Below are 26,653 nucleotides of genomic sequence, written 5' to 3'. Positions count from 1 at the left end.
GTAACACGCCTAGATGATCTGACCATTAGAATAGGTTTTTTTATGCAAAATTTCAACATTAATTTACCTTTTTTGTTAAATAACATTTAAAAAATATGGTTTGTTACATTTGTTTGCAAAGCTAGTGAAAAAAACCTGCACTTTCGCAGGTTTTCCCTTTGCAGGCCGTCTCGTGCCTCCCGCTTTATCACCACAACCTTTGCGGGAGAGGTGTGAGTTGGAGGGGAGCGGCTGAAGAATGGTTGAAGAGCAGTTGCGCCGCCCTCTGATTCCTCTACCCCCTCACTTTATCGACAATTTGCAGAATTGCAGGAATGCTGTCAGCACGAGCACATCAACGAGCAAAAAGATGCATGTTTGCGGCTGTTTGTCAAACTGGACAAAGTGCGTATGAACCGCGTCATTGCCAATTTGATCGGCAATTCGCTCAAGTATAATCCGGCGGGAACCGTGTTGTATGCGTCTTGCGAAAGCAAGGACGGGCAGGCTGTGCTGCGGCTCGGGAATAGCGGCATCGGTGTTCAGAAGCCGATTAAAAAGCTAGTTTTCGAACAATTTGTGTACGGCGACAGTCCGGTGAAGGATAGTACAGGGATGGGTCTTGCGATTTGCAAAAAAATTATCGGCTTCATCACGGCACTATCGAGCTGGAGGCGGACCCGCGATATTCCCCCCTGTTCAGAATCACTCTGCCGTGTGCGGAAGTAAAAGGCGGGGCGGCGAACCCGGGAGCGAGCGTGCATCGCGGGCAGAGAAAGCAGTTCAAATTTTTAAAATGTTCTCCTTGGAGTCTGGCGGGCGGAGCTGCTTTTGTGCATACGCAATGAATGATGGCTGCATCTTTACCGCTAAAGCTGCATAAATCAAGCTGCCCGAGAAAGTGTGGTCGACCGACCGCCATCATGCAGCGCAACACCGCGCACTTGGAGCTGTGCGGAGGGCTAGGGGAACAAGAGGGCCTTAATTTGGGGGCCAGCCGCTTTTTCTGGGCGCTCGCCTCTCCCGGCGTAGGTCGCGGAACTGCGCAACTAGGCAGGAAGCAGCTTAATAGGGAAAAAACCTGCGAAAGTGCAGGTTTTTTCTGCAATAATGGTCCATTTCGGCGATCAGGGATGCAAATTCATGTATTTTTGCAGGTTTTCTTCGTGCGGCTGGGCAGAATGTGTCCGCGTGTGGTCGACCGATCGCCGACATGCAGCGCAGCACCTCGCGCTGCGGGGCGGTTCGCAGTCATTTTGAGTCATTTTGCAAAAACATGCCGTCTACATAAGTGCATCAGACAGACTCCTTGCTGCCCCATCTGCGGAGTGGCGAGGAGACAATTTGTAGCAATTAAATAAAGCGCTTCCATAAAATCGGCGCAAAGGTTGGAATTTTTAAAAAAGTGGTTGAAGTTTTGGGTCGTCAAACAGGCCCGATTTCAGTATGATGAACTTGTAGCGCTTACAAAAAAGTTTAATCGTTTAACTTGAGGGGGCAGGATCATTGTCCAGAATCAGCATGAAAGATATTGCGGCACAGGCCAATGTATCCACGGCGACGGTTTCTTACGTGATCAACGGCACCCGCAACGTTCGCTCAAAAACGAGAGAGCGCGTTCTTGAAGTTATTCAGCAGTTGAATTACAAACCCAACGATATCGCCAAAAGCTTAAAGCGCAGAAGGACGAACACGATCGGCGTCATCGCCGAGGACGTAACGGTGTTTAATGTGCCGGAAATTATCGACGGCATTCACGACTATGCGGACCGCCACGACATGCACGTTCTGCTGACGAATCTGCGGCTTGACAAAAGGATCGGCAAAAATTTTACCGATGTCGATATTTACCGCAAATACGCGGAGGAGGCCGTATCCGAGCTGCTGAGCAAGCAGGTGGAAGGCGTTATCTACATCAGCATCCATACGAGGGATTTGACGGGTTTGATCGATACCGGCGACAGACCGCTTGTGTTTACATACGGCTACGCGCAGACGCATGCGTCCGTTCAATACAACGACGAGCAGGCGGCTTTCGATGCGATGACGTTTTTGGTCAAGCAGGGGCACCGCCGAATCGCGCTCATTAGCGGCGGCATCGATTCGATGCCCTCCCGCCTGCGGCTGCAGGGATATTACAGATCCGTCACGGAGTGGGAGCTCCCTTTTGACCCGGAACTGATCAAGATCGGCGATTGGGAGAAGAGTTCCGGTTACTTGCTGGCGGTGGAGCTGCTGAATGCGGCGCGTCCGCCAACGGCGATTTTGGCGATGAATGACGTGATGGCCGCCGGCGTTCTGCAGGCTGCCGCCGAGCTCGGCGTCGCCGTTCCCGGGCAGTTGTCCGTCATCGGCATCGACAACCGCGAGTTTTGCGAGTTTTTGACGCCGCGCTTGACGACGATGGATTTGCCGCTGCATGAAATCGGTTATTACGCGATGGAGGAGATTACCCGCATGATCGGCCCTGACCGGAGTATGCCCGGGAAAATGCTCGCTTGCCGGCTCGTGGAACGGGATTCGGTAGCGCCGCCTGCAGCCGCGCCGCAGTCGCATGAGGCTTAATTTAAACGTTTAACAATGAAGAACGATCCGCCGCCATTTTCAGCTTGAATCCGACAAGGGTTGAGCATAGATTGAAAAAATGAAAAATTAGGGGATGAAAGAAATGAAGAAAACTTTGTTTACGACGATGGCGCTAAGCTTGGCTATCTCCAGCGTGCTGAGCGCATGTTCAAGCACCCCGGAAGCAAAATCATCGCCAAGCGCGGCGGCCGGAAGCGGCACGCAGGAATCCGCCAAGCCCGAAGGAGGCAAGAAAGGGGCTGCGGCGCCGACCAAATTAACGTTTTGGACATTCGTCGATCTGCATCAGAAATATTGGGAAAGCATGGCGAAAAGCTGGAACCAGACGCATCCCGACGAACCGATCGAGCTCGAAGCGACGACGATTCCTTACGACGACATGCACTCCAAGCTGCTGATCGCGCTGCAAACCAAAACCGGCGCGCCGGATTTGGCGGACATCGAGCAAAGCAAATTCCCGAACTTTGTGCGCGGGCAGTCCAATCTCGTTCCGCTCGACGACATCGTCACGCCGATGCTTCCGAAGATCGTCAAATCGCGCGTCGATATTTACAGCAAAAACGGCAAATATTACGGCGTCGATTACCACGTAGGCGCAACGGTCATTTACTACAACAAGGAAATTCTCGATAAAGCGGGCGTCAACCCGGACAACATCAAGCTGTGGAGCGATTTGGAAGAAGCGGGCAAACAGGTGCTGGCCAAGACGGGCAAGCCGATCATCACGTTCGAAGGCAACGGCAACTGGTCCTGGTGGCCGGCCATTTCGCAGCAGAAATCGGACCAGGTCGATGCGCAGGGCAATGTGACGATCGACAACGACATCAATATTAAAACGATGCAATTTTTCCAGAAGCTCGTGAACGAAAAGGTAGCGGCCGTAGCGCCGGGCGCCGGTCACGATACCGAGGAATACTTCGGCTTTATGAACAAAGGCGGCGCCGCTTCCGTATTCATGCCGTTCTGGTTCATGGGCAGATTCACCGACAAAATGCCGGATCTGAAAGGCAAAATGATCGTTCGTCCGATGCCTGCCTGGACGGAGGGCGGCAACCGCTCTGCGGGAATGGGCGGAACGGCCACATCGATTACCGATCAGTCCAAGCATGTCGAGCTGGCCAAAAAGTTTTTGACTTACGCCAAGCTGACCAAAGACAGCGGCATCCAGATCTGGAAGCAGCTCGGCTTCGATCCGATCGTAACGGAAGCCTGGACAGATCCGGCGATGAAAGAGTCCAACAAATTCACCGACTACTTCGGCAACGACATTTTCGATACGCTGCTCAAAGTGAAAGACGAAATCGCTCCCGTCAACATTACGGATAACGAGCCGATCGTATTCGATGCGATCCGCAATAAAGCGATGCCGCAAATTTTCCTCGATAAAAAAGATCCGGCTCAAGTGCTCAAAGCAGTCGGCGACGAATTGCGAAAAAAATAAAGCTTTGCGAAAATAGGTCGCTGGCACGGTCATGAACATGGCTGTGCCGGTGAACTGTTCTTTTCGGCGGAGGAGGATGAGTATGCGTATTCTGGGCCAGCAAGCAACCGAACGAATGCCGGCGCGAATCGCCGGACAAAGGGCCGTAACAAGGAGATCGTTATCTCTGGCTCCGTATTTGTTCGTCATGCCGTTTATCGTGTCATTTCTGCTTTTCTTTGCTTATCCGATCGTCAGCTCGGTCATCATGAGCTTTCAGCAAATGATTCCGGGCGAAGAGAAATTCATCGGCGTAGGCAATTACGTCAAACTGTGGAATCCCGATTTCTTCAAAGCGATTTACAACAACGCACGCTATACGTTTTGGACGCTGCTGATTTTGATTCCCGTGCCGATGGTGCTGGCGGTATTTCTCAACGCCAAGCTGCTGCCGGCCCGCAATTTTTTCCGTTCGGCGTTGTTTATACCGGCGCTGACCTCGGTCGTCGTGGCCGGCGTTATTTTTCGCCTTATTTTCGGCGAGCTGGACGGCTCCTTCATGAATTCGGTCATGCATCTGTTCGGGCTGCCGAGCCAGAAGTGGCTGCTGACTTCGAATCTGGCCATGGTGGCGATGGTCGTGCTGGCGTCGTGGCGCTGGATCGGTATTAACATTTTGTATTACTTGTCGGCGCTTCAAGGCATTCCGAAAGATTTGTACGAATCGGCGGAAATGGACGGCGCAGGGACGCTCAGCAAGTTTTTCCGCATTACGGTGCCTATGTTGAAGCCGATCACGATCTACGTGCTGACGATCAGCATCTACGGCGGATTCGCGATGTTTACGGAGAGCTACATGCTATGGGCGGGCAAACCTTCGCCGCAAAACATCGGGCTGACGATCGTCGGTTACATCTATCAGCAAGGGTTCCAATATTTTAATCTCGGCTTCGGGGCGGCGATCGGCATTGCCTTGCTGGCCATCACGCTGCTGGTCAATCTCGTGCAATTAGTCATATTCGGCTTGTTCCGGAAGGAGGAATAGGGGCATGAAAACAGGTCGCGCCCAAGCGCTTTCAACGGCGTTGCTGATTATTCTGTTTGCAGTTTTGTCCGTGCTTGCGCTTTTTCCGCTTTACGCGCTTTTTCTCGGTTCCATGAAACCTTCGACCGAATTGTTCCGGTACGGGCTGAACGTTAGATGGGACTTCGATCTCATGAGCTTCAAAAACTATAAGGCGATATTTGCCGGCACAGGCTCGGCCAAAAATTATTTTGTGTGGTACAAAAACAGCGTGGTCATCACCTTTTTGTTTACGTTGATCAGCTTGCTGTTCTCGTCTATGGTCGGCTACGGCTTGGCGATGTATAAATTCATTGGTAAAAATTTCATTTTTTCCCTCGTGCTCGTGACGATGATGGTGCCGGTGGAAATCATTATTTTGCCGCTTTACAAAGAAATGATCGCGCTGAAGCTGATCAACACAATCTGGGGCGTTATTTTGCCGTTCGCGGTAGCGCCGCTGCCGATTTTTTTCTTCCGCCAGTTCGCCACCGGGCTGCCCAAAGATTTTATGGATGCCGGACGGATTGACGGCTGCAGCGAAGGCGGCATCTTTTTCCGCATCATGGTTCCGCTTATGATCCCGGCTTACGGGTCGATGGCGATTTTGCAGGCGTTGTCGAGCTGGAACAATTTCCTGTGGCCGATCATCGTCATGCGGACGACGGACCAGTTCACACTGCCCATCGGGCTCGCCACCTTCTTATCCCCGCTCAGCGACAACTATGACGTGCTCATCGCCGGGGCGGTGCTGTCGATTGTGCCGATTCTAATTTTGTTCGTGTTTTTCCAACGCTTTTTCATAGAAGGTCTCACCGTGGGCGGCGTCAAAGGCTAACCGCGACTGCCGGCCGTAGAGATAACAGGAGGAAGAGAAATGGCTGCTGAATGGAAAGCTGCAATGAAAATTGATAAAGATTTCCGCGTGGCGGAAGTCGACAAGCGTCTGTATGGCTCTTTCATCGAGCATTTGGGACGCGCCGTATACGGGGGCATTTATGAGCCCGGCCATTCCACAGCGGACGAACTGGGATTTCGCCAAGACGTCCTTGAGATGATTCGCGAAATCGGCGTGCCGATCGTCAGATATCCGGGAGGCAATTTCGTATCCGGATATAACTGGCAGGACGGCGTAGGTCCTGTCGCGGAACGCCCGGCCAAGCTTGAGCTGGCGTGGCGGGTGCTGGAGCCGAACTTGTTCGGCACGAACGAATTCATGGCCTGGTCGAAGCGCGCAGGCGCAGAAGCGATGATGGCGGTGAATCTCGGCACAAGAGGAATCGACGAGGCCAGAAATTTGCTGGAATATTGCAACCATCCCGCAGGCTCGTACTGGAGCGATTTGCGGGTTGCGCACGGATATAAGGAGCCTTACGGCATCAAGACTTGGTGTCTCGGCAATGAAATGGACGGCCCGTGGCAAATCGGCGCCAAAACGGCCGACGAATACGGCCGGCTGGCGAACGAAACGGCAAAGGCGATGAAATACGTAGACCCGGGCATCGAGCTTGTCGTCTGCGGCAGTTCATTCCGCAGCATGCCGACATACGCCCAGTGGGAAGCCGCCGTGCTTGATCATACGTATGAGAACGTCGACTATTTGTCCCTGCATACGTATTACGGAAACGCAGATAACGATACCGCCAATTACTTGGCCAGATCGCTGGATATGTCGGCCTTTATCCGGGAAATTACGGCGGTGTGCGATTATATAAAAGCGAAAAAGCGCAGCAAGAAGACGATGATGCTTTCTTTTGACGAGTGGAACGTGTGGTTCCATACGCTGGAGTCGGACAAACAAATTACGCCTTGGCAGGTCGCGCCTCCGCAGCTGGAGGATGTGTACACGTTCGAGGATGCGCTCATGATCGGCAGCATGCTCATTACGCTGCTGAAACATGCGGACCGGGTGAAAATCGCCTGTCTGGCGCAGCTTGTCAACGTCATTGCGCCGATTATGACCGAAACGGGAGGGGCGGCGTGGCGCCAAACGATTTTCTTCCCCTATATGCATGCCTCGGTGTACGGCAGAGGAACTGTCCTGCATGCGTTTGTCGATTCGCCCAAATACGATTCGAAAGATTTTACCGACGTTCCTTATTTGGACGTTGTCGCGGTTCACGATGAAGAACGGGAAGAACTGACGCTGTTCGCCGTTAACAAAAGCCTGGATCGCCCGATGAGCTTCGAATGCGACGTGCGCAGCTTCGCAGGATATCGCGTCGCAGAGCATATCGTCCTGGAAAATAACGATGCGAAAGCGGTCAACACCGCTCATCGCATGCACGAAGTGGCGCCGCATTCCCGAGGGGACGCCGCCGCCCGCGACGGCCTGCTCAGCGCGAGGCTGCCGCAGCTTTCCTGGAACGTCATCAGGCTGCGCAAGCAGGACACACAGCCATAAAAGAAAGAGGTGCTTGATATGATAAAGCCGCAAGCGGCGCAATTCCGGGATTCCGTCAAAGTCAGGATTGCCGATGCATTTTGGTCCCCCTATATTCAATTGGTTAAAAATGTCGTGATCCCGTACCAATGGGATGCGCTTAACGATCGGATCGACGATGCAGCGCCCAGCTACGCGATACGCAATTTCCGCATTGCGGCGGGAGAAGAGCAGGGCCCGTTCGGCGGCATGGTGTTTCAGGACAGCGATTTGTACAAATGGCTGGAAGCCGTCGGGTTCATGCTGGAAATACAGCCGGACCCCGATCTGGAAAAGGTGGCGGACGACGTCATCCGTCTCGTCGAAAAAGCCCAGCAGCCGGACGGCTACCTCAACACGTATTTCACGCTCAAGGAGCCGGACGGCCGCTGGACGAATTTGGCGGAATGCCACGAGCTATACTGCGCCGGGCATTTGATCGAAGCGGGCGTCGCGTATTACCGCGGAACGGGCAAGCGGGCGCTGCTCGACGTATGCTGCCGGTACGCGGACTATATCGATGCCGTCTTCGGCAGCGCCCCGGGAAAGCTGCGGGGATATGACGGGCATCAGGAAATCGAGCTTGCGCTCGTGAAGCTGTACGAAACGACCGGCGAGGAGCGCTATTTGAAGCTCAGCCAGTTTTTTCTGGACGAACGGGGGCGTCAGCCGCACTTTTACCGGCAGGAGTATGAAAAGCGGGGCCGCAAGGTCCATTTTCCGGAGCTGGACATTGCCCATGATCTGGCTTACAGCCAGGCCCATCTGCCCGTTCGCGAGCAGGAGTCGGCGGTCGGACACGCCGTGCGGGTCGTCTACATGTGCGCAGGCATGGCCCATGTCGCGGCGCTCTCGCAGGACGAAGGGCTGCTCGAAGCATGCCGAAGGCTGTGGGCCAACATCGTCGGCAAACAGATGTACGTTACGGGAGCGATCGGCGCCATGGCTTACGGCGAAGCGTTCACGCTCAATTACGATTTGCCAAACGACACGGTATACGGCGAAACGTGCGCTTCCATCGGGCTCATTTTTTTCGCCAGACGCATGCTGGAGATCGAAGCGAAGGGCGAGTATGCGGACGTGCTGGAGCGGGCTTTGTACAACACGGTCATCAGCGGCATGGCCCGGGACGGCAAACATTTTTTCTACGTCAACCCGCTTGAGGTTTACCCGCCGGCCAACGCCGTCAACAAAATTTACGAGCACGTCAAGGTGCAGCGCCAGCGGTGGTTCGGCTGCTCCTGCTGCCCGCCGAACATAGCCAGGCTGCTGGCTTCGTTGAATCAGTACGTGTACACATGGAACGACGGCACGCTTTACGCGCATCTGTACATCGGCGGCGAAGCGAGCATTCAGGCCGGCCGGCGCCAATTGAAGCTGGAGCAGGTGTCGCAGTATACGGCCGACGGCAGCGTCAGCTTCCTGCTCGGGACCGGCGGTCAGCCGGCCGACTTCACACTGGCGCTGCGCATTCCCGGCTGGTGCGGCCAGTCGTTCAGTGTCCGGGTGAACGGGGCCGATTGCCCGGTTTCGCAGGCGGCGGACGGGTACGCCCGCATCACCCGCAGCTGGAACGACGGCGACCGGGTCGATGTGCGCTTCGCGCTGGAAGTGAAGGCGGTCAAGGGGCATCCGCTCGTCCGCCAGCTTGCCGGCAAAGCGGCTTTGCAGCGCGGGCCGTTCGTGTACTGCATGGAGGAAGCTGATAACGGCGGCAATCTGCATCTCATCTATTTCAACGGCGAAGAGGATTGCCGGGTGGAGTATGATGAAACTTTGCTGGGCGGCATGCACGTCATCAAAGCGCCTTGCGTGCGGACCGCGGTGCCCGAGGACGGGAACGCGCTGTATGTCAGCGGCAAACAATGGCCTGCCAGCGCGGCCGACGTCACGTTCATTCCGTATTACGCCTGGGGCAACCGCGGCGTCGGAGAGATGAGCGTATGGGTGAAGGAAAATCCGGCGGCAGCCCCAAATCTGCCATGATTTGAGCCCTCCCGGCGCATGAAGGAGCACTTTCCGGCCCGCCAAGCTGTGCGAAAATCCGCGGCTGCGAGCGGGGGACGTGCTCCTTTTTCATGCGCGTTTTCATGCGGTTAAAGTTGAAATTTTTAAAAAAGGTGTTGGAAAGATTAATGTCAATTGCGCTCGCATCCTATATGATACTTGTGTATACAAACTCCGGGACGAGCTTGATGGAAAGAGATGGCTGCGGAGAATTGAACAGACAAGGCGGTGGTTGGAAGGAGCGGCAGCAGGGCAATTTGGCAGCGGGTTAAAAGCATCCCGGCAATTTGGTAAGCGAATACAATAATGAGGAGGACAATGATGAAACGAACGTTGCTTAATTATTGGAACAAGTTTTCAAGTTCTCGGAATCTTCAAATGTTAGTCGCTTCGACCATTACTGCAAGCGCTATCATGTTGATTCCCCAGCTGGCTTCGGCCAACACGATCTCGAACGGCAACTTCAACGTACAGACGGGAACGAACGGCGAGATTACCTCTTTGCAAATAACGGGAGATACGTATCCGACGAACTATGTATTGAATGCGACGAACGCGCCGAATCAAAATACGGCCGATCACCAATGGGTCGGGGAGCTGATGTTCACCTACCGGCTTGGCACCGGCGCCTGGACGCCAGCGCTGACGAACAAGTCGTCGGACGCCAGAACGATTTCGCAAAGCGGCAACACCATTAATGTAACTTACCAAAATTCGAGCAACAGCCAGGGAATCCGCAATTTCAAAGTCGACGAATCTTACTCGCTCGTTAACGACTACTTGAAATGGCAAATAACCGTGACGAATACAAGCAACCAAACGCTTGAAATCGGGGATTTCGGCCTGCCGATCCCGTTCAACGAATTTTTCACCGCCGGCAACAACGATGAAATCTATGAAACGCGCACGATATCGCATGCTTTCATCGGCAATAACAGCTCCTACCTCGTAGCCCAGCGGCCGAGCGGGATCGGTCCTTTCCTGTTGATGGTTCCCGACACGACGACCGGCGCGGGATTTGAGTACCAGGACAACTGGAGGGTGGAGGAGCATCCGAACAGCATGTGGGCAGCCGATCAAGGCGGCTACGCCAAAGGGCTGAACGTGTATTATATTCATTCGAACGTGATCAAAAGCAACAACCGGGGCTATTTGCCGAACACGAGCCTGACGCTCGCTCCGGGCGCAAGCAAAACGTATGCGTTCAAATTTTTTAAAGTCGCAGACGAATATGCGGTTCAAGACAGACTGTACAACGAAGGCATGGTCGATTTCAACGTAGTGCCCGGCATGATCGTGCCGACGAATCAGACGGCCAAATTCGACCTTCACACATCCAAAACGATCACTTCCGTAACCCCGCAATATCCTTCCGAAACGAACGTTTCGTTTGTGAACACGGTAGGAACGGATCATAAAATTTACCAGCTGACGATGAGTCATTTGGGCCAGAACAACATTACGGTGCAGTACGGCAACGGCGAGAAAACCGTGCTCCAATTTTACGCGATCGAGCCGGTCGACACGGCCTTGCAGCGGCACGCTACGTTTATGGTCAACAACCAGCAATGGAACGTGCCCGGCGATATCCGGGATAAAGTGTTCGACGACTGGATGATGCAGTCGAAGGCCAAACGCAACAATTTTGCCGGTTATTGGGGCTGGGGCGACGATTGGGGATACACCCACGCACAGTTCTTGGCTGAGAAAAACGCAATGTCGCCTGTCGCTACCGAGGTGACTGCGCTTGACAATTATTTGGAAACCGCGATCTGGACGAACTTGATGAGCGGCCATCACAGCGATTATCTGGTGCCCGATTTCCTGATGGCGCCGCCGAACACGACGCCGACGTATCGCGGCTACGCGTACCCGCACATTTACAACACGTATTTCAGCATGTACAAAATCGCCAAGATGTACCCGAATCTCATCACGTACAAAAACCCTAAAAATACGTACTTGCTGCGCGCCTACAACATCTTCAAAGCGCTGTACGACGGACCTGTCTCCTACAACTGGAATACCGGGCTGATGGGCGAAATGACGACACCGGACATTATCAAAGCTTTGCAGGATGAAGGCTACAACACCGAGGCCAACGATATCATCAGCAAAATGGCGACCAAATACAACAACTTCTCGTCCAGCCCTTATCCGTACGGTTCGGAGTACAGCTATGACAATACGGGCGAAGAATCCGTCTATATGCTGGCCAAAATGAACAACAACAACACGATTAAAGGCAAAATCAACGCCAAAACGAGAGCGTCGCGCGGTCATATGCCGATTTGGTACTATTACGCCGATCCCGTCACGATTACCGGCGACAACTGGTGGAACTTCCAATACACCACTTCGCTCGCAGGCTTTGCGATGGATGACTGGATCAAGAACAACTCGGCGACTCCGGAGGTTGAGCAGCGCTTGTCCTATGCGGCCAAAATCGCCAACATCGGTGCCATCAACTCCGGGCAAATCAGCAGCGATCCTGCCAACATCGGCGCCGTATCCTGGACGTATCAGGCGAACAAAGGCAACTACGGCGCGCTTGGCCTGGACGGCGGTCCGCTGTTCAACGGCTGGCGCGGCATGAGCGGCGAAGCCGATCTCGGTTTGTTCGGAGCGCTGAAAGTGCTTAGCGCCGATGTATCTGTAGATCCGATTTTCGGCTTGTACGGATACGGCGCAGACGTCACGCTCAGCGGCGGCAAGTACACGGTCACGCCGAAGGACGGCCTCTCCAAGCGGCTGAATCTGATCACGGAGAAATTCTCCATGGAGCTTGAACGCGATCAATACACGACGGCTACGGTTGCAACGGCCAAGAACGATGTCAGCTTCACTTTGAAAAACACAATGACTTCGGCTGCGCATACGACTAAAGTTACGTTCTCCGGGCTGGCCGCCGGCACTTATAACGTGCTGGTTAACAATGTCAGCGCAGGTACGGCGATTGCCACAAACGGCGGCAAAACCGTCGTCAACCTGAACATCGGTACGGCAGCTACTTATGATGTGAAGCTGCAAGCGGGAGGACAACTGCCGGATACGATGGCATACTACAAGTTCAACGAAACGACCGGAACGACAGCGTCCGATTCCTCAGGCAACGGATTTAATGCGACGCTGAACGGAGGCATCACCTGGGCGGCCGGCAAAAGCGGCAATGCCGCCAGCCTGAACGGCACGAACGGCTACGTGTCCCTGCCGTCGGGAGCGATCAACGGTTTGACCGATTTCACCGTCGCAACTTGGGTCAAAGTCAATTCGTTGGACGACTGGGCGCGGATTTTCGACTTCGGTTCAGGAACGAACTCGTATATGTTCCTGGCTCCAAGGGCGGGAGGCGCAGGGCTCAGGTTTGCGATTACGAACAGCAGCAACGGTGCAGAGCAGCAGCTTAATACGACTGCCGCGCTGGCAACAGGCGTGTGGAAGCACGTCGCCGTGACTCACTCGGGCAGCACGGGCATTTTATACGTGGACGGAGTCGAAGTGGCAAGAAATACAAGCATGACGCTATCTCCGGCCAACCTGGGCAATTTGACGCAAAACTACATCGGCAAATCGCAATGGTCGGACCCGTATCTGAACGGCCTGATCGATGAGTTCAAAATTTACGGCAGAGCCCTGAGCGCTTCGGAAATTTCCGCGCTGGCCGCAAACTGATCTGGGAAGGCTTTGCCGGATCGAAAAGAAGCCCCTGCCTGTGACGGCAGGGGAATACAAGAGACGCCTTCAAACCCGTTAGGGATGAAGGCGTCTTTTGCCGTGCCGTGGAGGAGATTGCCGTGCCGTGGAGGAGATTGCCGTGCCGTGGAGGAGATTGCCGTGCCGTGGAGGAGATTGCCGTGTCGGTGGAGGAGATTGCTGTGTCGGTGGAGGAGATTGCCGTGTCGGTGGAGGAGATTGCCGTGCCGTGGAGGAGATTGCTGTGGCGTGTCGGGGATGCGGCGGCGAGGAGTTGGGGGACGATGGAGGCGGAATATGCCGGAGCCGGAGCATCTATCCGCCCAGTTGCGCGAGGAAAACCTGCAAAAGTGCAGGCTTTTGCCCATTGATATGCTGGCAGAGAAATATTCCTGCAAAAGTGCAGGCTTTTCACCGCACACATGGGCTCAGGATCATTTTCATCGAAAATTCCTGCACATTTGCAGGCTTATTGCCAAAATGGACTATTTTTTCGGTAAAAGCCTGCGCATTTGCAGGTTTTTCGCGAATCGGTCTGTCCAGCTGCCTTATGGCCACCCGCCGTGCAGCGGCGCAACCCGCGCTGGAAGAGGCGCGCGTTGGGAAAGAACGACTGCAGTCCCCAACAAAGGCGTCGTCAATTTCTCAAACGTCTGAAAAATGCGGCTTCTTACTCTCTAGTACTCTTGCAGCGAACAAACATTCCTATAAATCTGCAGTAATTTCTTTTAAATTCGAGGCCCCGCCAGTCCTAGCATGCATGATCGGATATGCAGCACAAATAAAGCGGGTGGAATGAAATAGGAGGATGGAGCGGGCGATATCGGAATCATCCACATTAAAGGTCGGTTTTCTCAATTGTTCGGCGCTTTCATTTTGACTATTCTGAAAGGAAGATGCGCTGTTCGCAGCCGTCATGCGCGCGGCAATCTTGTAAGCGATTACGATATGAAAAATTTTGGGGGCTGCATTTATGAATGAACCGGTGGGCGTAGAGCCGGATTGGTCGAATCTGCATGTGCTGGAAAAAAACGCGGAGCCTCCGCGGGCGCCGCTTATTCCTTATGCCAACCGGGACGGCGCGATGAAAGGCGACCGGGCGTCGTCGCCGTATTACCAATTGCTGGGCGGCAATTGGTCGTTTATGTATGCGGAGTCGCCGCTTTCGGCTCCGGCTGATTTTATGAACCCGGAATATGAGGCGGCCGACTGGCCGCAAATTCCGGTTCCGTCCAATTGGCAGCTGCACGGGTATGGAATACCCCAGTACAGCAGCTGCCCATATCCTTTTCCGATCGACCCGCCGCTTGTGCCGAAACAGAATCCGACGGGATGCTACCGGACGGTTTTTACGGTGGATGCATCTTGGGAGGATAAGGGGCTTCGGCTTGTTTTTGAGGGCGTCGATTCGGCTTTTCATGTGTGGGTGAACGGTCGGTTGGCGGGGTACAGTCAAGGCAGCCACATGCATGCCGAATTCGATATCACTTCATTGGTGCATGCCGGGAGCAACGTGCTGGCGGTTCGCGTATATCAATGGTCGGACGGGAGTTATTTGGAAAGTCAGGACAAGTGGCGGCTCAGCGGTATTTTTCGGGATGTGTATGTGCTTGCTTTGACCGGCGTTCACATCAGGGACGTATTCGTTCGAACGATGTTTGAAAACGGCTATGGCGAGGCTCGGCTGGATGTTCGCATTCAGGCCGCCCGATTGCCGGGATGCGAGGCAGAGTACCGTATAACGGCGGCGCTGCTGGATGAGAACGGCGTGCAGGTGCTTCGACACGATCATTCGGCGGCCGTCAAGTATGAGCCTGATACGGTGGAGACGCAGCTGCTTGTGTCGGAGCACATCGCGCAGCCAAAGCTCTGGACCGCGGAAACGCCTCATCTATATGCGCTGATCCTGACGCTATATGACGAGCAGGGGCAGATAGCTGCAGTCCATCGCCTCGATGTCGGGTTTCGCGAAATCCGGGTTGAACAAGGCAGGATGCTGATCAACGGCAAGCCGATCCGGATCAAGGGCGTAAACCGCAATGAGTTTGACCCGGATCTCGGTTACGTTACTACTTTCGAAACGATGGAGCGGGATATCGAGCTTATGAAGCTCCATCATATCAATGCGGTTCGCTTGGCCCATTATCCGAATGATACGAGATGGCTCGAGCTGTGCAGCCGTTTCGGGCTGTACGTGATCGCCGAAGCGGATTTGGAGACGCACGGCTTCCATTTTCTCGGCGATGAAAGCTATTTGTCCGCCCACCCGGACTGGCGGGAAGCTTACTTGCACAGGGCCAGGAAGCTCGTCGAGCGGGATAAAAACCACCCCTGCGTCATCATGTGGTCGCTCGGCAACGAATCCGGCTACGGCGCCAACCACGACGCCATGGCCGAGTGGATCCGGGAGCGCGACTCGACCCGGCCGATCCATTACGAGCGGGCATACGATGCGGCAGTGGTCGATGTCGTCAGCCAAATGTACCCGGCCGTGGAGACAGTCATCGAGGAAGGGCGCAAGGACGATCCGCGGCCTTATCTGATGGTCGAGTACGGCCATGCGATGGGCAATTCCGTTGGCAATCTTAAGGAATACTGGGAAGCGATATATACGTATCCGCGGCTGCTCGGCGGCTTGATCTGGGAATGGGCCGATCAGGGCATCCGTCAGTATGACGAAGCGGGGGAGCCGTGGTATGCGTACGGCGGGGATTTTGGCGAAGAGCCGCACAGCGGCCATTTTTGCCTGGACGGGTTATTGTTCCCGGACAGAAGCGTGAAAGCGTCGATCCTGGAGCTTAAAAAAACGCTCGAACCGGTCCAAATCGCCTGGGCGGACCAGGCGCAATCGCAATCGCAAACGCAACTGGAGGCACAGCCGCAAGCCCATCAGCAATCGCAACCGCAACCGGAACCAACAGCCAGGAGGCTGCGTGTGACGAACCGGTACGATTTCGTCAGCCTTGCCCATCTGCAAGGCGAGTGGACGCTGCTCAAGGACGGCGAGCCTGCGGCAAGCGGCGAGCTGCCTGCCCTGCGAACGCTCCCCGGCGAAACGGAGGAGCTGACGCTGGTGCTCCCCGCAGACGGCATGACCCAAGCGGGCGAATACGTGCTGCGCGTCCGGTTCGCGCTGCGCGAGGATGCGCCGTGGGCGAAGCGCGGCTACGAAATCGCCTGGGCGGACCTGCCGGTCGCGGTCATCGCCGAACGGTCGCCCGCGCACGTCAGCCGCAGCACGGCTGCGCTGGCGTGGGATGACACGCGACGTCACGTCTTCGTGCAAGGAGAGCATTTCGCCGCCGTCTACGACAAGGAAGCGGAGGCGATGAACGACTGGCGCTGCCGCGGCGTGCGGCTGTTGAAAGCCGGCCCGCGCATTCAATTGTGGCGCGCGCCGGTGGACAATGACGTCCAGCTCGCGAAGGCGTGGAAAAAGGCGGGGTATGACCGCCTAGTCACGCACCAGCGGACGCTGGAAGTATCCGCGTGGGGCGCGCAGGGCGTGCGGATTGCCGCGGATGCGGTCATCGGGGCCCGCGGCGAGCCCGTCGCTTTCCGGTCGCGGCTCGTCTATTCGATCGACGGCAGCGGCGAACTGCTGCTGGAAGCGTCGATCGAGCCGCTGCGCGAGGAGCTGCCGCCGCTGCCGCGGTTTGGCATCGAGCTGCGGATGCCGGGCGGTTTTGACAGGCTGCGCTGGTACGGCAGAGGGCCGCATGAATGTTATGCGGACCGCAAAGAGAGCGGCAAGCTCGGCATTTACAGCGGCACGGTGCAGGAGCAGTTCGTGCCGTACATCAAGCCGCAGGAAAACGGCAGCAAAGCCGACGTCCGCTGGGCGGAGATCAGCGATGCGTCGGGCAGCTGCCTGATTTTCAGCGGCCCGTCGCTGCTGCAAGTAAGCGCACATCATTATACGACGGAAGATTTGACGCTGACGAAGCACGTGCACAAGCTTGCAAGGCGCGATGAGACGATTGTGCACATCGATGCCGCGCAAAGCGGTCTCGGCAATCACAGCTGCGGCTATGCGCCGACGCTCGACGCCTATTTGCTGCAGCCGCAAAGCATGAAGCTGGAAGTACGAATCAAGCCGATCAAGGGGGAGTTTCCATGACATTAAGAGTCATTTCTTGCAAGACCGAATATATGCATAATCCGCTCGGGCTGGATGAGCGCCGGCCGCGATTGTTTTGGCAGCTTGAGTCCGACTCTCGGAACGCCGTACAGACGGCTTATCAGGTCATCGTCTCGCAATCCCGCGAGAGCCTTGAGAGCGGCGTGGGTGAGATGTGGGACACGGGAAAAACAGCCTCCGGGCAATCGGTTCATCTCGTATACGAGGGCAAGCCGCTGCAGTCGGAAGGGCGCTACTACTGGAAAGTGCGCGTGTGGGACGGTGAAGGCCGGGCGTCGGCCTGGAGCGAATGCGCCTTTTGGACGATGGGGCTGCTGTCCCGCGACGAGTGGAAGGCGCAGTGGATCGGCCGCAAATCCGAGCCGAATAAACAGATGCAGCCAGCCCCTTATTTTCGCAAAACGTTCACCGTCCGCAAACAAGTGCGCCGCGTCACCGCTTATGCGACGGCACTCGGCCTGTTCGAGCTGCACCTGAACGGGCAGACGGTCGGCGACCGCTTCGCTCCGGGCTGGACCGATTACGACAAGCGGGTGCAAGTAACGGCGTTCGATTTGACGGAACAGGTCCGGGAAGGCGGCAATGCCTTCGGCGTCATCCTTGGCGACGGCTGGTATGCGGGGACGGTGGGCTTTTTGGGCGCGCGCATTTACGGGGAAAGGCCGTTCTTCCTCATGCAGGCGCATATCGATTACGAGGACGGGACGCGGGATTGCATTTGCACCGATGCGAGCTGGACGACGTCCGGCGGGCCGATCGTGTATTCGGACATGATTCTGGGCGAGACGTATGACGCCCGTCTGGAGCATGAGGGCTGGGATCGGCCGGATTTTGCGGACGCGCATTGGGAACGGCCGGACGTCAGGCCGGGCTACAACGGACTCCTGGTCGCAGCGGTCGAGCCGCCGATCCGCATCGTGCAGGAGAGGCGCCCCATCGACGTCAGGCGGACGGAGCAGGGCACGTATATTTACGATATGGGGCAAAATATGGTCGGCTGGACGGAGCTGAAGGTGGCCGGAACGCGCGGCGCGAAGGTGACGCTGAGCCATGCGGAGATGCTGCAGCCTGACGGCTCTTTGTATCTGGACAATTTGCGGGTCGCTGTCCAGCAGGATCATTACATTTTAAAAGGCGAAGGCGAGGAACGCTACGAACCGCGGTTTACGTTTCACGGCTTCCGGTACGTCGAATTGATCGGTTTTCCGGGAGAGCCGGATTTGGATACGATCGTCGGCAAAGTCGTTCATTCGGACACGCCGGTTACGGGGACGCTGGAAACGTCGGATGAGATGGTCAACAAGCTTTATTCCAACATTACCTGGGGGCAGCGCGGCAATTTCCTCTCCGTGCCGACGGATTGCCCGCAGCGTGACGAGAGGCTTGGCTGGACCGGGGACGCCCAAATTTTTGCCCGTACCGCTTCCTATAATATGGACGTAGCGCGCTTTTTCACCAAATATATGTGGGATATGCGGGATTGCCAGCAGCCGTCGGGCGCTTTTACAGACGTGGCCCCCGATGCGGGCTGGATCCGGTACAAAATGTGGAGCACCCGGCTCAACTGGTTCGCTCCCGACAATGCCGGCTGGGGAGATGCGGGCGTTATTTTGCCGTGGACGCTGTACGTGATGTACGGGGATACACGAATTTTGGAAGTTCATTACGAGGCGATGGTACGGTGGGTTGACTACTTGCAGGCGAACAGCGACGGTCTCGTCAGGCCGGCTTACGCCAACTACGGCGACTGGCTGTCCATCGAGGCCGATACGCCGAACGAAGTGCTGGCTACCGCTTATTTCGCTTACAGCGCGAAGCTGTTGGGACAAATCGCCGGCGTCCTCGGCAAAAAAGAGGACGAGGCGAAGTACGCCTCGCTGTTCGGGGACATCGCCGCGGCGTTCCGCGCCGCTTTCGTCGACGCCGCAGGCCGCATTCACGGAGGCACGCAAACCGTCTACGTGCTGGCGCTGCAGTTCGGCCTGCTGACGGAGACGCTGCGCGAGCGGGCCGCCGGCCATTTGGCGGCCGACATCCGCCGGCGCGGCGGGCGGCTGTCGACGGGCTTCCTCGGCGTCGGCTATTTGCTGCCGGCGCTTACCGATCATGGCATGCTGGACATTGCCTATGAGCTTTTGACCCAGGAGGCGTTCCCGTCATGGATGTACTCCATCAAGCACGGAGCGACGACGATTTGGGAGCGCTGGGACGGATGGACCGAAGACAACGGCTTCCAGACGCCGCAAATGAACTCGTTCAACCACTACTCTCTCGGTTCGGTCGGCGAGTGGATGTTCCGCTATATGGCCGGCATCGATACCGACGCGGCAAAAGCGGGCTTCCGGCATAGCGTCATCCGTCCGCGGCCAGGCGGGCGCTTGACGCGTGTTAACGCGCAGTACGACTCTTTGTACGGCACCGTTCGGTCGGCCTGGAGCCTGTCGGACGGCAGGCAGTTCGATTTGCGGGTCGCGGTGCCCGTCAACACGACGGCGACCGTCCATTTGCCAAGCCCCGGCTCGCTGCTGAACGGGGTTAACCCGGAAGCCACAGCCATCGCCGCCGGTCCGCTGTCCGCACAATTCGATATAGGTTCAGGCGAATACCATTTTAGATGTATAATTGAAAAGTAGCATGCCGCATCAGGGGAGCCGCACGTTCTCCTGCGGACGCGCCGGACGCGTATGTCGGTGGGGAATACGCCCCGCCGTCTGCCGTCCGGCCGCGCGCATGCAGAAGAAGGGGGGAAGCTCTGACCTATGTTTTCCAGAATCCGCATCGTGCTGCTCTTCAGCTATTTCATTATCATCCTTATTTGTATCGCCCTGGTCGGAACGATCTCCTTCTATATTTCGTACCGCTCGACGTCGGAAAAAGCGGAGCAATCGAGCAATCAGATCGTGCGCCAAATCGAGAAAAATATGAACAACGATTTTCAAAACAAGCGCAATCTGCTGCTGGCCCCCTATTACGGCCAGGAATATATAGACGGCATTAACGCCTATGCGACGATGGACGAGCAGGACAAGTTTCTGTTCAAGCGCAAGCTCGGAGACCTCTTTTTGAAAAGCTTCAACATTACCCCGATTCCCGATTTCATCCGTTTTCAAATTTATTACAGCAACGGCGAGCTGCTGAACGCCTCGGACGACCGGAAGCCGTGGACGGCCGAAGAAGTGACGCAGTCCGAATGGTTCCGGCAGACGATCGTCAAGGACGGCCGGGTTCATTTCAGCGGGCCTCCCGCCGGGGAAAACCGGGAAAATGAGCGGCCCGCTTTTTCATCTTCCATTTTGATCCGCGATTTCTCGAATCCCGTTTATTTCATCATCGTGCGCGCGGAGTACAGCGCCGAATTGTTTCGCGCCATCGGGCAAAACGACAGCCTTTCCGCGAATAGCGTGCTGCTCGTGCTCGACGAGCTTAACAGGCCCATATTCAGCTCCGCGGAGCCGCAGGACGCTTACTTGCGGACAGACATGCTCGCGCAGATTACGAAGGACAACGGCACGTTTTGGTACGGAGACAAGCAGGGCGACATACTCGTCACGTATACGAGGTCGGATTTTTCCAACTGGAAAGTCGTGCTGCTCATGCCGAAGAAGGAAATTTTCAGCTCGCTCGATCGCATTAAAACGACGACGCTCATAACGGCGTTGATCGCTTTTCTGGTCACTTCGCTCATCTCCGTCCTGTTCGGACAGCGGATCACGAATCCGATTCTGGAGCTTTACAAAACGATCAACCGCGTCAAAAGGGGGGATTTTTCCATTCGCGTCCCCGTGCGGAGGAACGATGAAATCGGCCGGATCGCGATGAATTTCAACGATATGCAGGATGAGCTGCAAAACTTGATCGAGAGCAAATACATTTACCAGATCAAGCTGCAGCAGGCCGAGCTGGCGATGCTGTATTCGCAGATCAATCCCCACTTTTTGTACAATACGCTCGACAGCATTAAGGCGATGGCCGACTATTACGACGTGGAAACAATCGGCGGCATGGCGCAGTCCCTTGCGGATATGTTCCGTTACAATATTAAAAATAAGGATGAGGTCGTCACGCTCAGGGAAGAATTGGAGCAGGCCGAAGCATATATGAGCATTCAGCGCATTCGTTTTGAGGACAAAATTACGTACGAAACGGATATCGAGGAAAGCTTGTACGACCATCCGCTTCTCAAAATGACGCTCCAGCCCCTGGTCGAAAACGCCGTATTCCACGGCATTGAGCCCAAGCTCGGGCCCAGCACCATTCGCGTAGCCGCACGCCGGCAGGGTGAGGACTTGCTGCTCACGGTGAGCGATGGCGGCGTAGGCATGACCGCGGAGCAATTGGACGGCTTGCGGGCGAGGCTGGATCAGCCGGTTTATTCGGAGACAGTTTCCGCGCAAGCCCCGGCGGGCGGCCTCGGCATCCGCAATGTGTACGCCCGGTACGCGATTCGTCTGGGCAAACAGTTCGACTGCATTATCGAGAGCAGAAAAGGGGAAGGCACGAGCGTGACGCTCGTCATCGGCCCCGGGAACTTGTAAGAATATTAAACATTATTAGTCGAAATCGTGAATAGAGCGAACGAAAGCGGTTTCATATAATTGAATTGTAAGCGATTCCTTCAACAAATGCTTACGCGGCAAGTTTTCTCACGAAACTACAGGGAGGGTGCTAAAGAAAATGAAAAAAATGAAAACGGTCTTTTCGGCGCTCACAGTCTGCTTAACCGTCGGCGCTATCACGGGCTGCGGCGGCGGTACCGGAGCGGCCCCGGCAGCGGACAAGACGGCGGCGGGGACAGCGGCGCCGAAGACGTCCAAAGCTCCGGTTACGCTGACGTTCGTCATTTCCAATACGGTCGATGCGGCGCCGTTCAACAAAATTTTCGAAGCTTACGAAAAACAGACCGGCAACAAGGTCGAACTGCAGGCGCTGCCCGGCGGCGACTTCGACAACATGATGAAAACCCGGTTCTCGACCGGCGATTTCCCGGATTTGTTCCTTATGCAGCCGGGAACGAAGCAGAACGTCAAATTGCGCGCGGAAGAGACGCTGCACGAATGGAGCGCCGAAGCGGGCGTATGGGACCGGATCATCCCTTCGATGAAAGACTTCCAAACGACGGCAAGCAAAAAGATTTACGGCGTACCGTTCGGGGCTACGGGCATGATGGGGGTTTTCTACAACAAGGATGTGTTCGGCAAGGCCGGCGTGCAGCCGCCTAAAAACTACGCGGATTTGCTTGAAACGGCGAAAAAAATCAAGGCCTCCGGCGTCACTCCGTTTTACGATGCGGTGAAAGACGGCTGGCCGACGCAAATCTTTTATTTGACGGGCTGGGTGTCCAACGTCGATCCGGCGATTGGCGACGCCGGCGTCCAAAAGCTCGAAAAGAACCAATTGAGCCTTGCCGATATTCCGCAGGTGAAAGATTTGTTCGTCAAGCAAAAACAGCTGAAAGATTTGGGGCTGATTCAGGACAACCCGATGGCCGGCACGTATGACGAGCTGCAGACGAAATTGGGTGACGGCAAAGTGGCGATGACTTTCATGCTCGACGGCATTATTCCGCAGCTGGAAAAAAAATTCAGCAAAGATTTCGTGAAAGACCACATCGGCTTCTTCCCGTTCCCTTCGGAGAGCGACGCGGGAACGGCGCTGATTACGCCTCCGAACCAGCTGATGGTGCCGGAAAAAGCGAAGCATGCCAAAGAAGCGATCGAGCTGATCAAGTTCATGATTTCGCCCGATGTGGTGAATCTGTACTACCAGACGGCGCCGGGCATCCCGATTTTCAAAGACGCAAAAAGCGAGTTGTACCCCGTGCAGCAAACAGTCAAAGAGATGATCGACGCTGGCAAAGCCAAAATCAATATCCAGAACCGTCTGACGCCTACATTTGCCGATCTTCAGAAAACGCTGCAAAACTTCTACATTCTCGGCAATGTGGACAACGCTGTGAAAGAATTCGACGCCAACTACAAGAAGGACGGCAAAACCAAACGACTCGAAGGGTTTGAGTAAGCATGGGAACAAGCAAGTACCCGCTTTACTTTTCATTTCCGGCATTGGCTGTGTTTCTGCTGTTTTTTATGACGCCGACGCTGATCGGCTTTTACTACAGCTTTACGGACTGGAACATTAACGCGCCCGATATCCGTTTTATCGGGCTGCGGAATTACGTCGAGCTGTTTCGCGAACCGCGGTTGATGACAGCTTTGCTGAACACGCTCATTTTTGCGGCTGCGGTTACGGTGCTGCAAAACGTGTGCGGGCTCGGACTCGCACTCATTTTGAACGAAGCGCTCGTGCTGAAGAATGTGCTGCGGATGATTTTTTTCCTGCCCTACGTGATCGCACCGATCGTCATCGGCTACATCTTCCGGGCGATTTATCATCCGGAGCACGGCATTGTGAACCAGTTGCTGAACAATATCGGCCTCGGCATGCTGGCGCACGATTGGCTGAACGATCCGAAGTATGCGCTGTTTTCCATCATCGTCACCGACATATGGCGCGTAGCGGGTTTTTCCATGGTCGTCTATTTGGCCGGGCTGCAGTTCATTCCGAAGGATTTGATTGAAAGCGCGTCTATGGACGGCGCGCACTACTGGAGCCGGTTCCGGCAAATTATGTTCCCGCTGCTGGCTCCCGCTTTTACCGTGAACGTGCTGCTGTCGATGATCGGCTCCATGAAAGTGTTCGAAATCGTCATGGTGCTGACCGAGGGCGGTCCCGGCTATTCGACGGAAGTATTTTTCACCTATATCCGCAGCATGTTCAGCTCGGGCGAATTCGGTTATGCGACGGCGGTGAACGTTGTGCTGTTCGTTCTGGTTACTTGCGTGGGCGTGCCTGTGCTCATGAAAATGAAAAAAAGGGAGGTGGAGATGTGATACGGCGAAGCGCATGGCTCATATTGCTTGAACTGGCGGCGATCTGTATGGCGCTTGTCATCCTCATCCCCTTCCTGATGATTCTCGTCAATTCGTTCAAAGATATCCGGGAATCGGCGCTGTTCGGCTTGTCGCTGCCCTCCGAATGGCAGTTCGGCAATTACAGGGATATTTTCGGCCAGGCTCATATTTTGCGCGGGTTTACGAACAGCGTTCTGATTTCTGGCTGTGTGGTCGTATGCGTGAACATTTTCGCCTCCATGGCCGCTTTCATTATTCAGCGGAGAGACAGCCGCTTTCTGCGGACCGCGTATTATTTGTTCATTACGGGCCTGATCGTGCCGGTTTCGATCGTGCCGACGATCAAGCTGATGGGCGATCTGCACATCAGAGGCACATATTTCAGCCTGATCATGTACTACACAGCCGTTCTGCTTCCATTCGCCGTGTTCCTGCTCGTCGGCTTTATGAAATCGATCCCGCGCGAGCTGGATGAGGCGGCTCTGCTCGAAGGCTGCGGCTATTTCCGGCTGTACTGGCAAATCGTGCTGCCCCTGATTGTGACGGTGCTGGTCACGGTGACGATCGTCGTGATGGTGTCGGTGTGGAACGACTTTTTCGGACCGTTTTACTTGATGACCGACAGTACCAAGTGGACGATCGTGCTGCAAATTTTCAATTTCGTCACGATGTACAGTACGAATTGGGGCGTCGTTTTCGCCTTTATGACCGTTGTCGTCGCGCCTGTGTTAATCGTCTATTTATTCCTCCAGAGATACATTATCGACGGTTTGACGGCCGGTTCTCTGAAAGGATAACATGTCAGTAACATAAGAGCGGGAGGGCTAAGTCCATGCGCAAAGTTGTCATAGTCGATGATGAAATATGGATTCGCAGAGGGCTGATCCAATCGATTCCCTGGGAGCGGTTCGGGCTGAAGCTCGTCGGAGAAGCGTCGAACGGCGAAGAGGCGCATGCGATTGCGCTCGCGGAAAAGCCGGATCTGCTTTTTCTGGATATGCGGATGCCCGGTTTGGACGGAAAACAACTGATCGGGATGCTGAACCGGGATTTGCCCGAATTGCTGACGATCGTGGTCAGCGGCTATTCCGATTTTGAATATACGAAAGAGGCGATCCGGCATAAAGCTTTTGAATATTTGCTGAAGCCGGTGAAGAAGGAAGAACTGGTTCAAGTGTTGGAAAAAGCGGCGGCCGAGCTGGATCGGAGGGAAAGCGAGAAGCGCAGGGCGCCAGGCGAGAGCCCGGAAGACCGGCTGCAGCGCATGCTGCACCATGCGGAAGCGGAACCGCGGGACGGCGAGGGGCTGTCCCATACGCCGCCGGACTGGTGGGCGGGGGAAGCTCGTATCGTCGTCCTGCAGCCGGACGCTTATGGGGACAACGCCGATCCGGCGAAGCTGCTGCCCCTGATCAGGGAACAGCTCGAGCGGAACCGGCCGTTTCTGTTCGGCGGACAGTGGAGCTATGTCGTGACGACGGCTCCAGACGCCGCAAGGGAAACGGTGCTGGCCGTCACAGGGCAACGGCTGAAGCGCGAAGACTTCGACAAGCTGTGCCGGACGCTGCAAGCGGCGCTTAAGCAAGCGGGCATCGACGGCTGCAGCTTTGGCGTCAGCGGCGCAAAGACGGACGCGCAGCAGGCGGGGCGCGCCTATGTCGAAGCGGTTCGGGCGCTCAAGGCAAAAAGCCTGGGAGAACGCAACGCCGTACTGTTTGCCGGCAGCGAAACGAACGCCGCACCGCCCTGCTATCCGCGGGAGCTGGAAGACGCCTTCCTCCTGTCGCTGCAGATGGGCAGCGAGAGCGCAGCGCACGACTTTGACAGGCTGTTCGCAGCTTTCAGCGCGCCGGACATGACCGTCGATCATATGCAGCGCAGCGCCACAGTACTGATCCACTCGGTTGAAAAACAGCTGCGCGGATCGGAGAGCCGGCTTGAGGATGTGTGCGGCCAGAGCCCGCTCGCTTTCGCCGAAAGGATCAGGCAAATCAACGACGCCGCATCGGTCAAAGGCCTTTTTGCCCAAGAGTTGATCCCGCCGCTGCTGGCATACGGCAAACGCTCCAGCGAAAAGCAGGGCGAGAAAATCGTGCGCGACATCCAAAAGCTGATCGAAACGCATTACGACAGGCCGCTGTCGCTGCATCAAATCGCGGAAAGCCACTATATGAACACGGATTATTTGAGCCGGTTGTTCAAAAAAACGACGGGCCACAACTTTGTAGACTATATGACCGATTACCGGATCGGCAAATCGAAGCAATTGATGAAACACGCCAAATATAAAAATTATGAAATCGCGCAAATGGTCGGTTACGAAGACTACCGGTATTTCAGCCAAATTTTCAAAAAGAGAACCGGCATGACGATCGGCGAATACCGGAGCAAGGAAGAAACGGCCCCGCCGCTTATGAACAAGGAGTGATTT

18 protein-coding genes are annotated in these 26,653 nt (G+C 55.5%); 17 read left to right on the top strand and 1 reads right to left on the bottom strand.

Going from position 1 to position 26,653, the window contains the following annotated elements; genetic code table 11:
• Positions 1-357: 357 nt before the first annotated feature.
• The 10 genes from AC3G2T_RS33985 (at position 358) to AC3G2T_RS33940 (ending at position 13,541) form a co-directional block, all read left to right on the top strand.
• Positions 358-708, top strand: coding sequence for a sensor histidine kinase (locus AC3G2T_RS33985; RefSeq protein WP_488438230.1), 351 nt, complete (start codon positions 358-360; stop codon positions 706-708).
• A 777-nt stretch (positions 709-1,485) separates the two neighbouring features.
• Positions 1,486-2,544 carry a LacI family DNA-binding transcriptional regulator gene (locus AC3G2T_RS33980; RefSeq protein WP_488438229.1) on the top strand — a complete coding sequence of 353 codons (1,059 nt, stop codon included), beginning with the start codon at positions 1,486-1,488 and terminating at the stop codon, positions 2,542-2,544.
• Positions 2,545-2,647: 103 nt separating this feature from the next.
• Positions 2,648-4,006 (top strand): ABC transporter substrate-binding protein, encoded by a 1,359-nt coding sequence (locus AC3G2T_RS33975; RefSeq protein WP_488438228.1) that lies wholly within the window; start codon positions 2,648-2,650, stop codon positions 4,004-4,006.
• Positions 4,007-4,082: 76 nt separating this feature from the next.
• Positions 4,083-5,030 (top strand): carbohydrate ABC transporter permease, encoded by a 948-nt coding sequence (locus tag AC3G2T_RS33970; RefSeq protein ID WP_488438227.1) that lies wholly within the window; start codon positions 4,083-4,085, stop codon positions 5,028-5,030.
• A 4-nt stretch (positions 5,031-5,034) separates the two neighbouring features.
• A complete protein-coding gene (locus AC3G2T_RS33965) occupies positions 5,035-5,886 on the top strand; it encodes a carbohydrate ABC transporter permease (protein ID WP_488438226.1) in 852 nt (283 codons plus the stop codon).
• Positions 5,887-5,925: 39 nt separating this feature from the next.
• Positions 5,926-7,452: an arabinosylfuranosidase ArfA gene (gene arfA / locus AC3G2T_RS33960; RefSeq protein ID WP_488438225.1), complete on the top strand. Its 1,527-nt coding sequence runs from the start codon at positions 5,926-5,928 to the stop codon at positions 7,450-7,452.
• 18 nt (positions 7,453-7,470) lie between these two features.
• Positions 7,471-9,456 carry a glycoside hydrolase family 127 protein gene (locus tag AC3G2T_RS33955; protein ID WP_488438224.1) on the top strand — a complete coding sequence of 662 codons (1,986 nt, stop codon included), beginning with the start codon at positions 7,471-7,473 and terminating at the stop codon, positions 9,454-9,456.
• A gap of 149 nt (positions 9,457-9,605) precedes the next feature.
• The gene (locus AC3G2T_RS33950) at positions 9,606-9,749 is read left to right on the top strand and encodes a hypothetical protein (protein ID WP_488438223.1); all 144 of its coding nucleotides are present in this window, start codon (positions 9,606-9,608) and stop codon (positions 9,747-9,749) included.
• 142 nt (positions 9,750-9,891) lie between these two features.
• Positions 9,892-13,149 (top strand): DUF5695 domain-containing protein, encoded by a 3,258-nt coding sequence (locus AC3G2T_RS33945; protein WP_488438231.1) that lies wholly within the window; start codon positions 9,892-9,894, stop codon positions 13,147-13,149.
• 122 nt (positions 13,150-13,271) lie between these two features.
• Positions 13,272-13,541: a hypothetical protein gene (locus AC3G2T_RS33940; RefSeq protein ID WP_488438222.1), complete on the top strand. Its 270-nt coding sequence runs from the start codon at positions 13,272-13,274 to the stop codon at positions 13,539-13,541.
• A gap of 334 nt (positions 13,542-13,875) precedes the next feature.
• On the opposite strand, the gene AC3G2T_RS33935 is transcribed toward AC3G2T_RS33940, so the two are convergent.
• Complete coding sequence (locus AC3G2T_RS33935; protein WP_488438221.1) at positions 13,876-14,088, bottom strand: hypothetical protein; 213 nt, start codon at positions 14,086-14,088, stop codon at positions 13,876-13,878.
• Between the two features lie 55 nt (positions 14,089-14,143).
• Between AC3G2T_RS33935 and AC3G2T_RS33930 the strand changes: the two genes are divergently transcribed.
• From AC3G2T_RS33930 to AC3G2T_RS33900, 7 genes are all read left to right on the top strand, one after another.
• The gene (locus tag AC3G2T_RS33930) at positions 14,144-17,290 is read left to right on the top strand and encodes a glycoside hydrolase family 2 TIM barrel-domain containing protein (protein WP_488438220.1); all 3,147 of its coding nucleotides are present in this window, start codon (positions 14,144-14,146) and stop codon (positions 17,288-17,290) included.
• The gene (locus AC3G2T_RS33925; protein ID WP_488438219.1) at positions 17,287-19,944 is read left to right on the top strand and encodes a family 78 glycoside hydrolase catalytic domain; all 2,658 of its coding nucleotides are present in this window, start codon (positions 17,287-17,289) and stop codon (positions 19,942-19,944) included. The genes AC3G2T_RS33930 and AC3G2T_RS33925 overlap by 4 nt, the downstream gene beginning before the upstream one ends.
• A 126-nt stretch (positions 19,945-20,070) precedes the next feature.
• Positions 20,071-21,846 (top strand): cache domain-containing sensor histidine kinase, encoded by a 1,776-nt coding sequence (locus tag AC3G2T_RS33920; RefSeq protein ID WP_488438218.1) that lies wholly within the window; start codon positions 20,071-20,073, stop codon positions 21,844-21,846.
• Between the two features lie 139 nt (positions 21,847-21,985).
• Complete coding sequence (locus tag AC3G2T_RS33915; RefSeq protein ID WP_488438217.1) at positions 21,986-23,329, top strand: ABC transporter substrate-binding protein; 1,344 nt, start codon at positions 21,986-21,988, stop codon at positions 23,327-23,329.
• A 2-nt stretch (positions 23,330-23,331) separates the two neighbouring features.
• The gene (locus AC3G2T_RS33910) at positions 23,332-24,201 is read left to right on the top strand and encodes a carbohydrate ABC transporter permease (protein ID WP_474685804.1); all 870 of its coding nucleotides are present in this window, start codon (positions 23,332-23,334) and stop codon (positions 24,199-24,201) included.
• Positions 24,198-25,019, top strand: a complete 822-nt coding sequence (locus AC3G2T_RS33905; protein ID WP_474685806.1) for a carbohydrate ABC transporter permease — start codon at positions 24,198-24,200, stop codon at positions 25,017-25,019. Before AC3G2T_RS33910 ends, AC3G2T_RS33905 begins: the two co-directional genes overlap by 4 nt.
• Before the next feature lie 35 nt (positions 25,020-25,054).
• Positions 25,055-26,650 (top strand): response regulator, encoded by a 1,596-nt coding sequence (locus AC3G2T_RS33900; protein WP_488438216.1) that lies wholly within the window; start codon positions 25,055-25,057, stop codon positions 26,648-26,650.
• The last annotated feature ends 3 nt before the right edge of the window (positions 26,651-26,653 follow it).

The organism is Paenibacillus sp. sgz302191, from assembly GCF_057749925.1.
The sequence above is the reverse complement of the archived record's forward strand: the minus strand, read 5'-3'. Positions and strand labels throughout refer to the sequence as shown.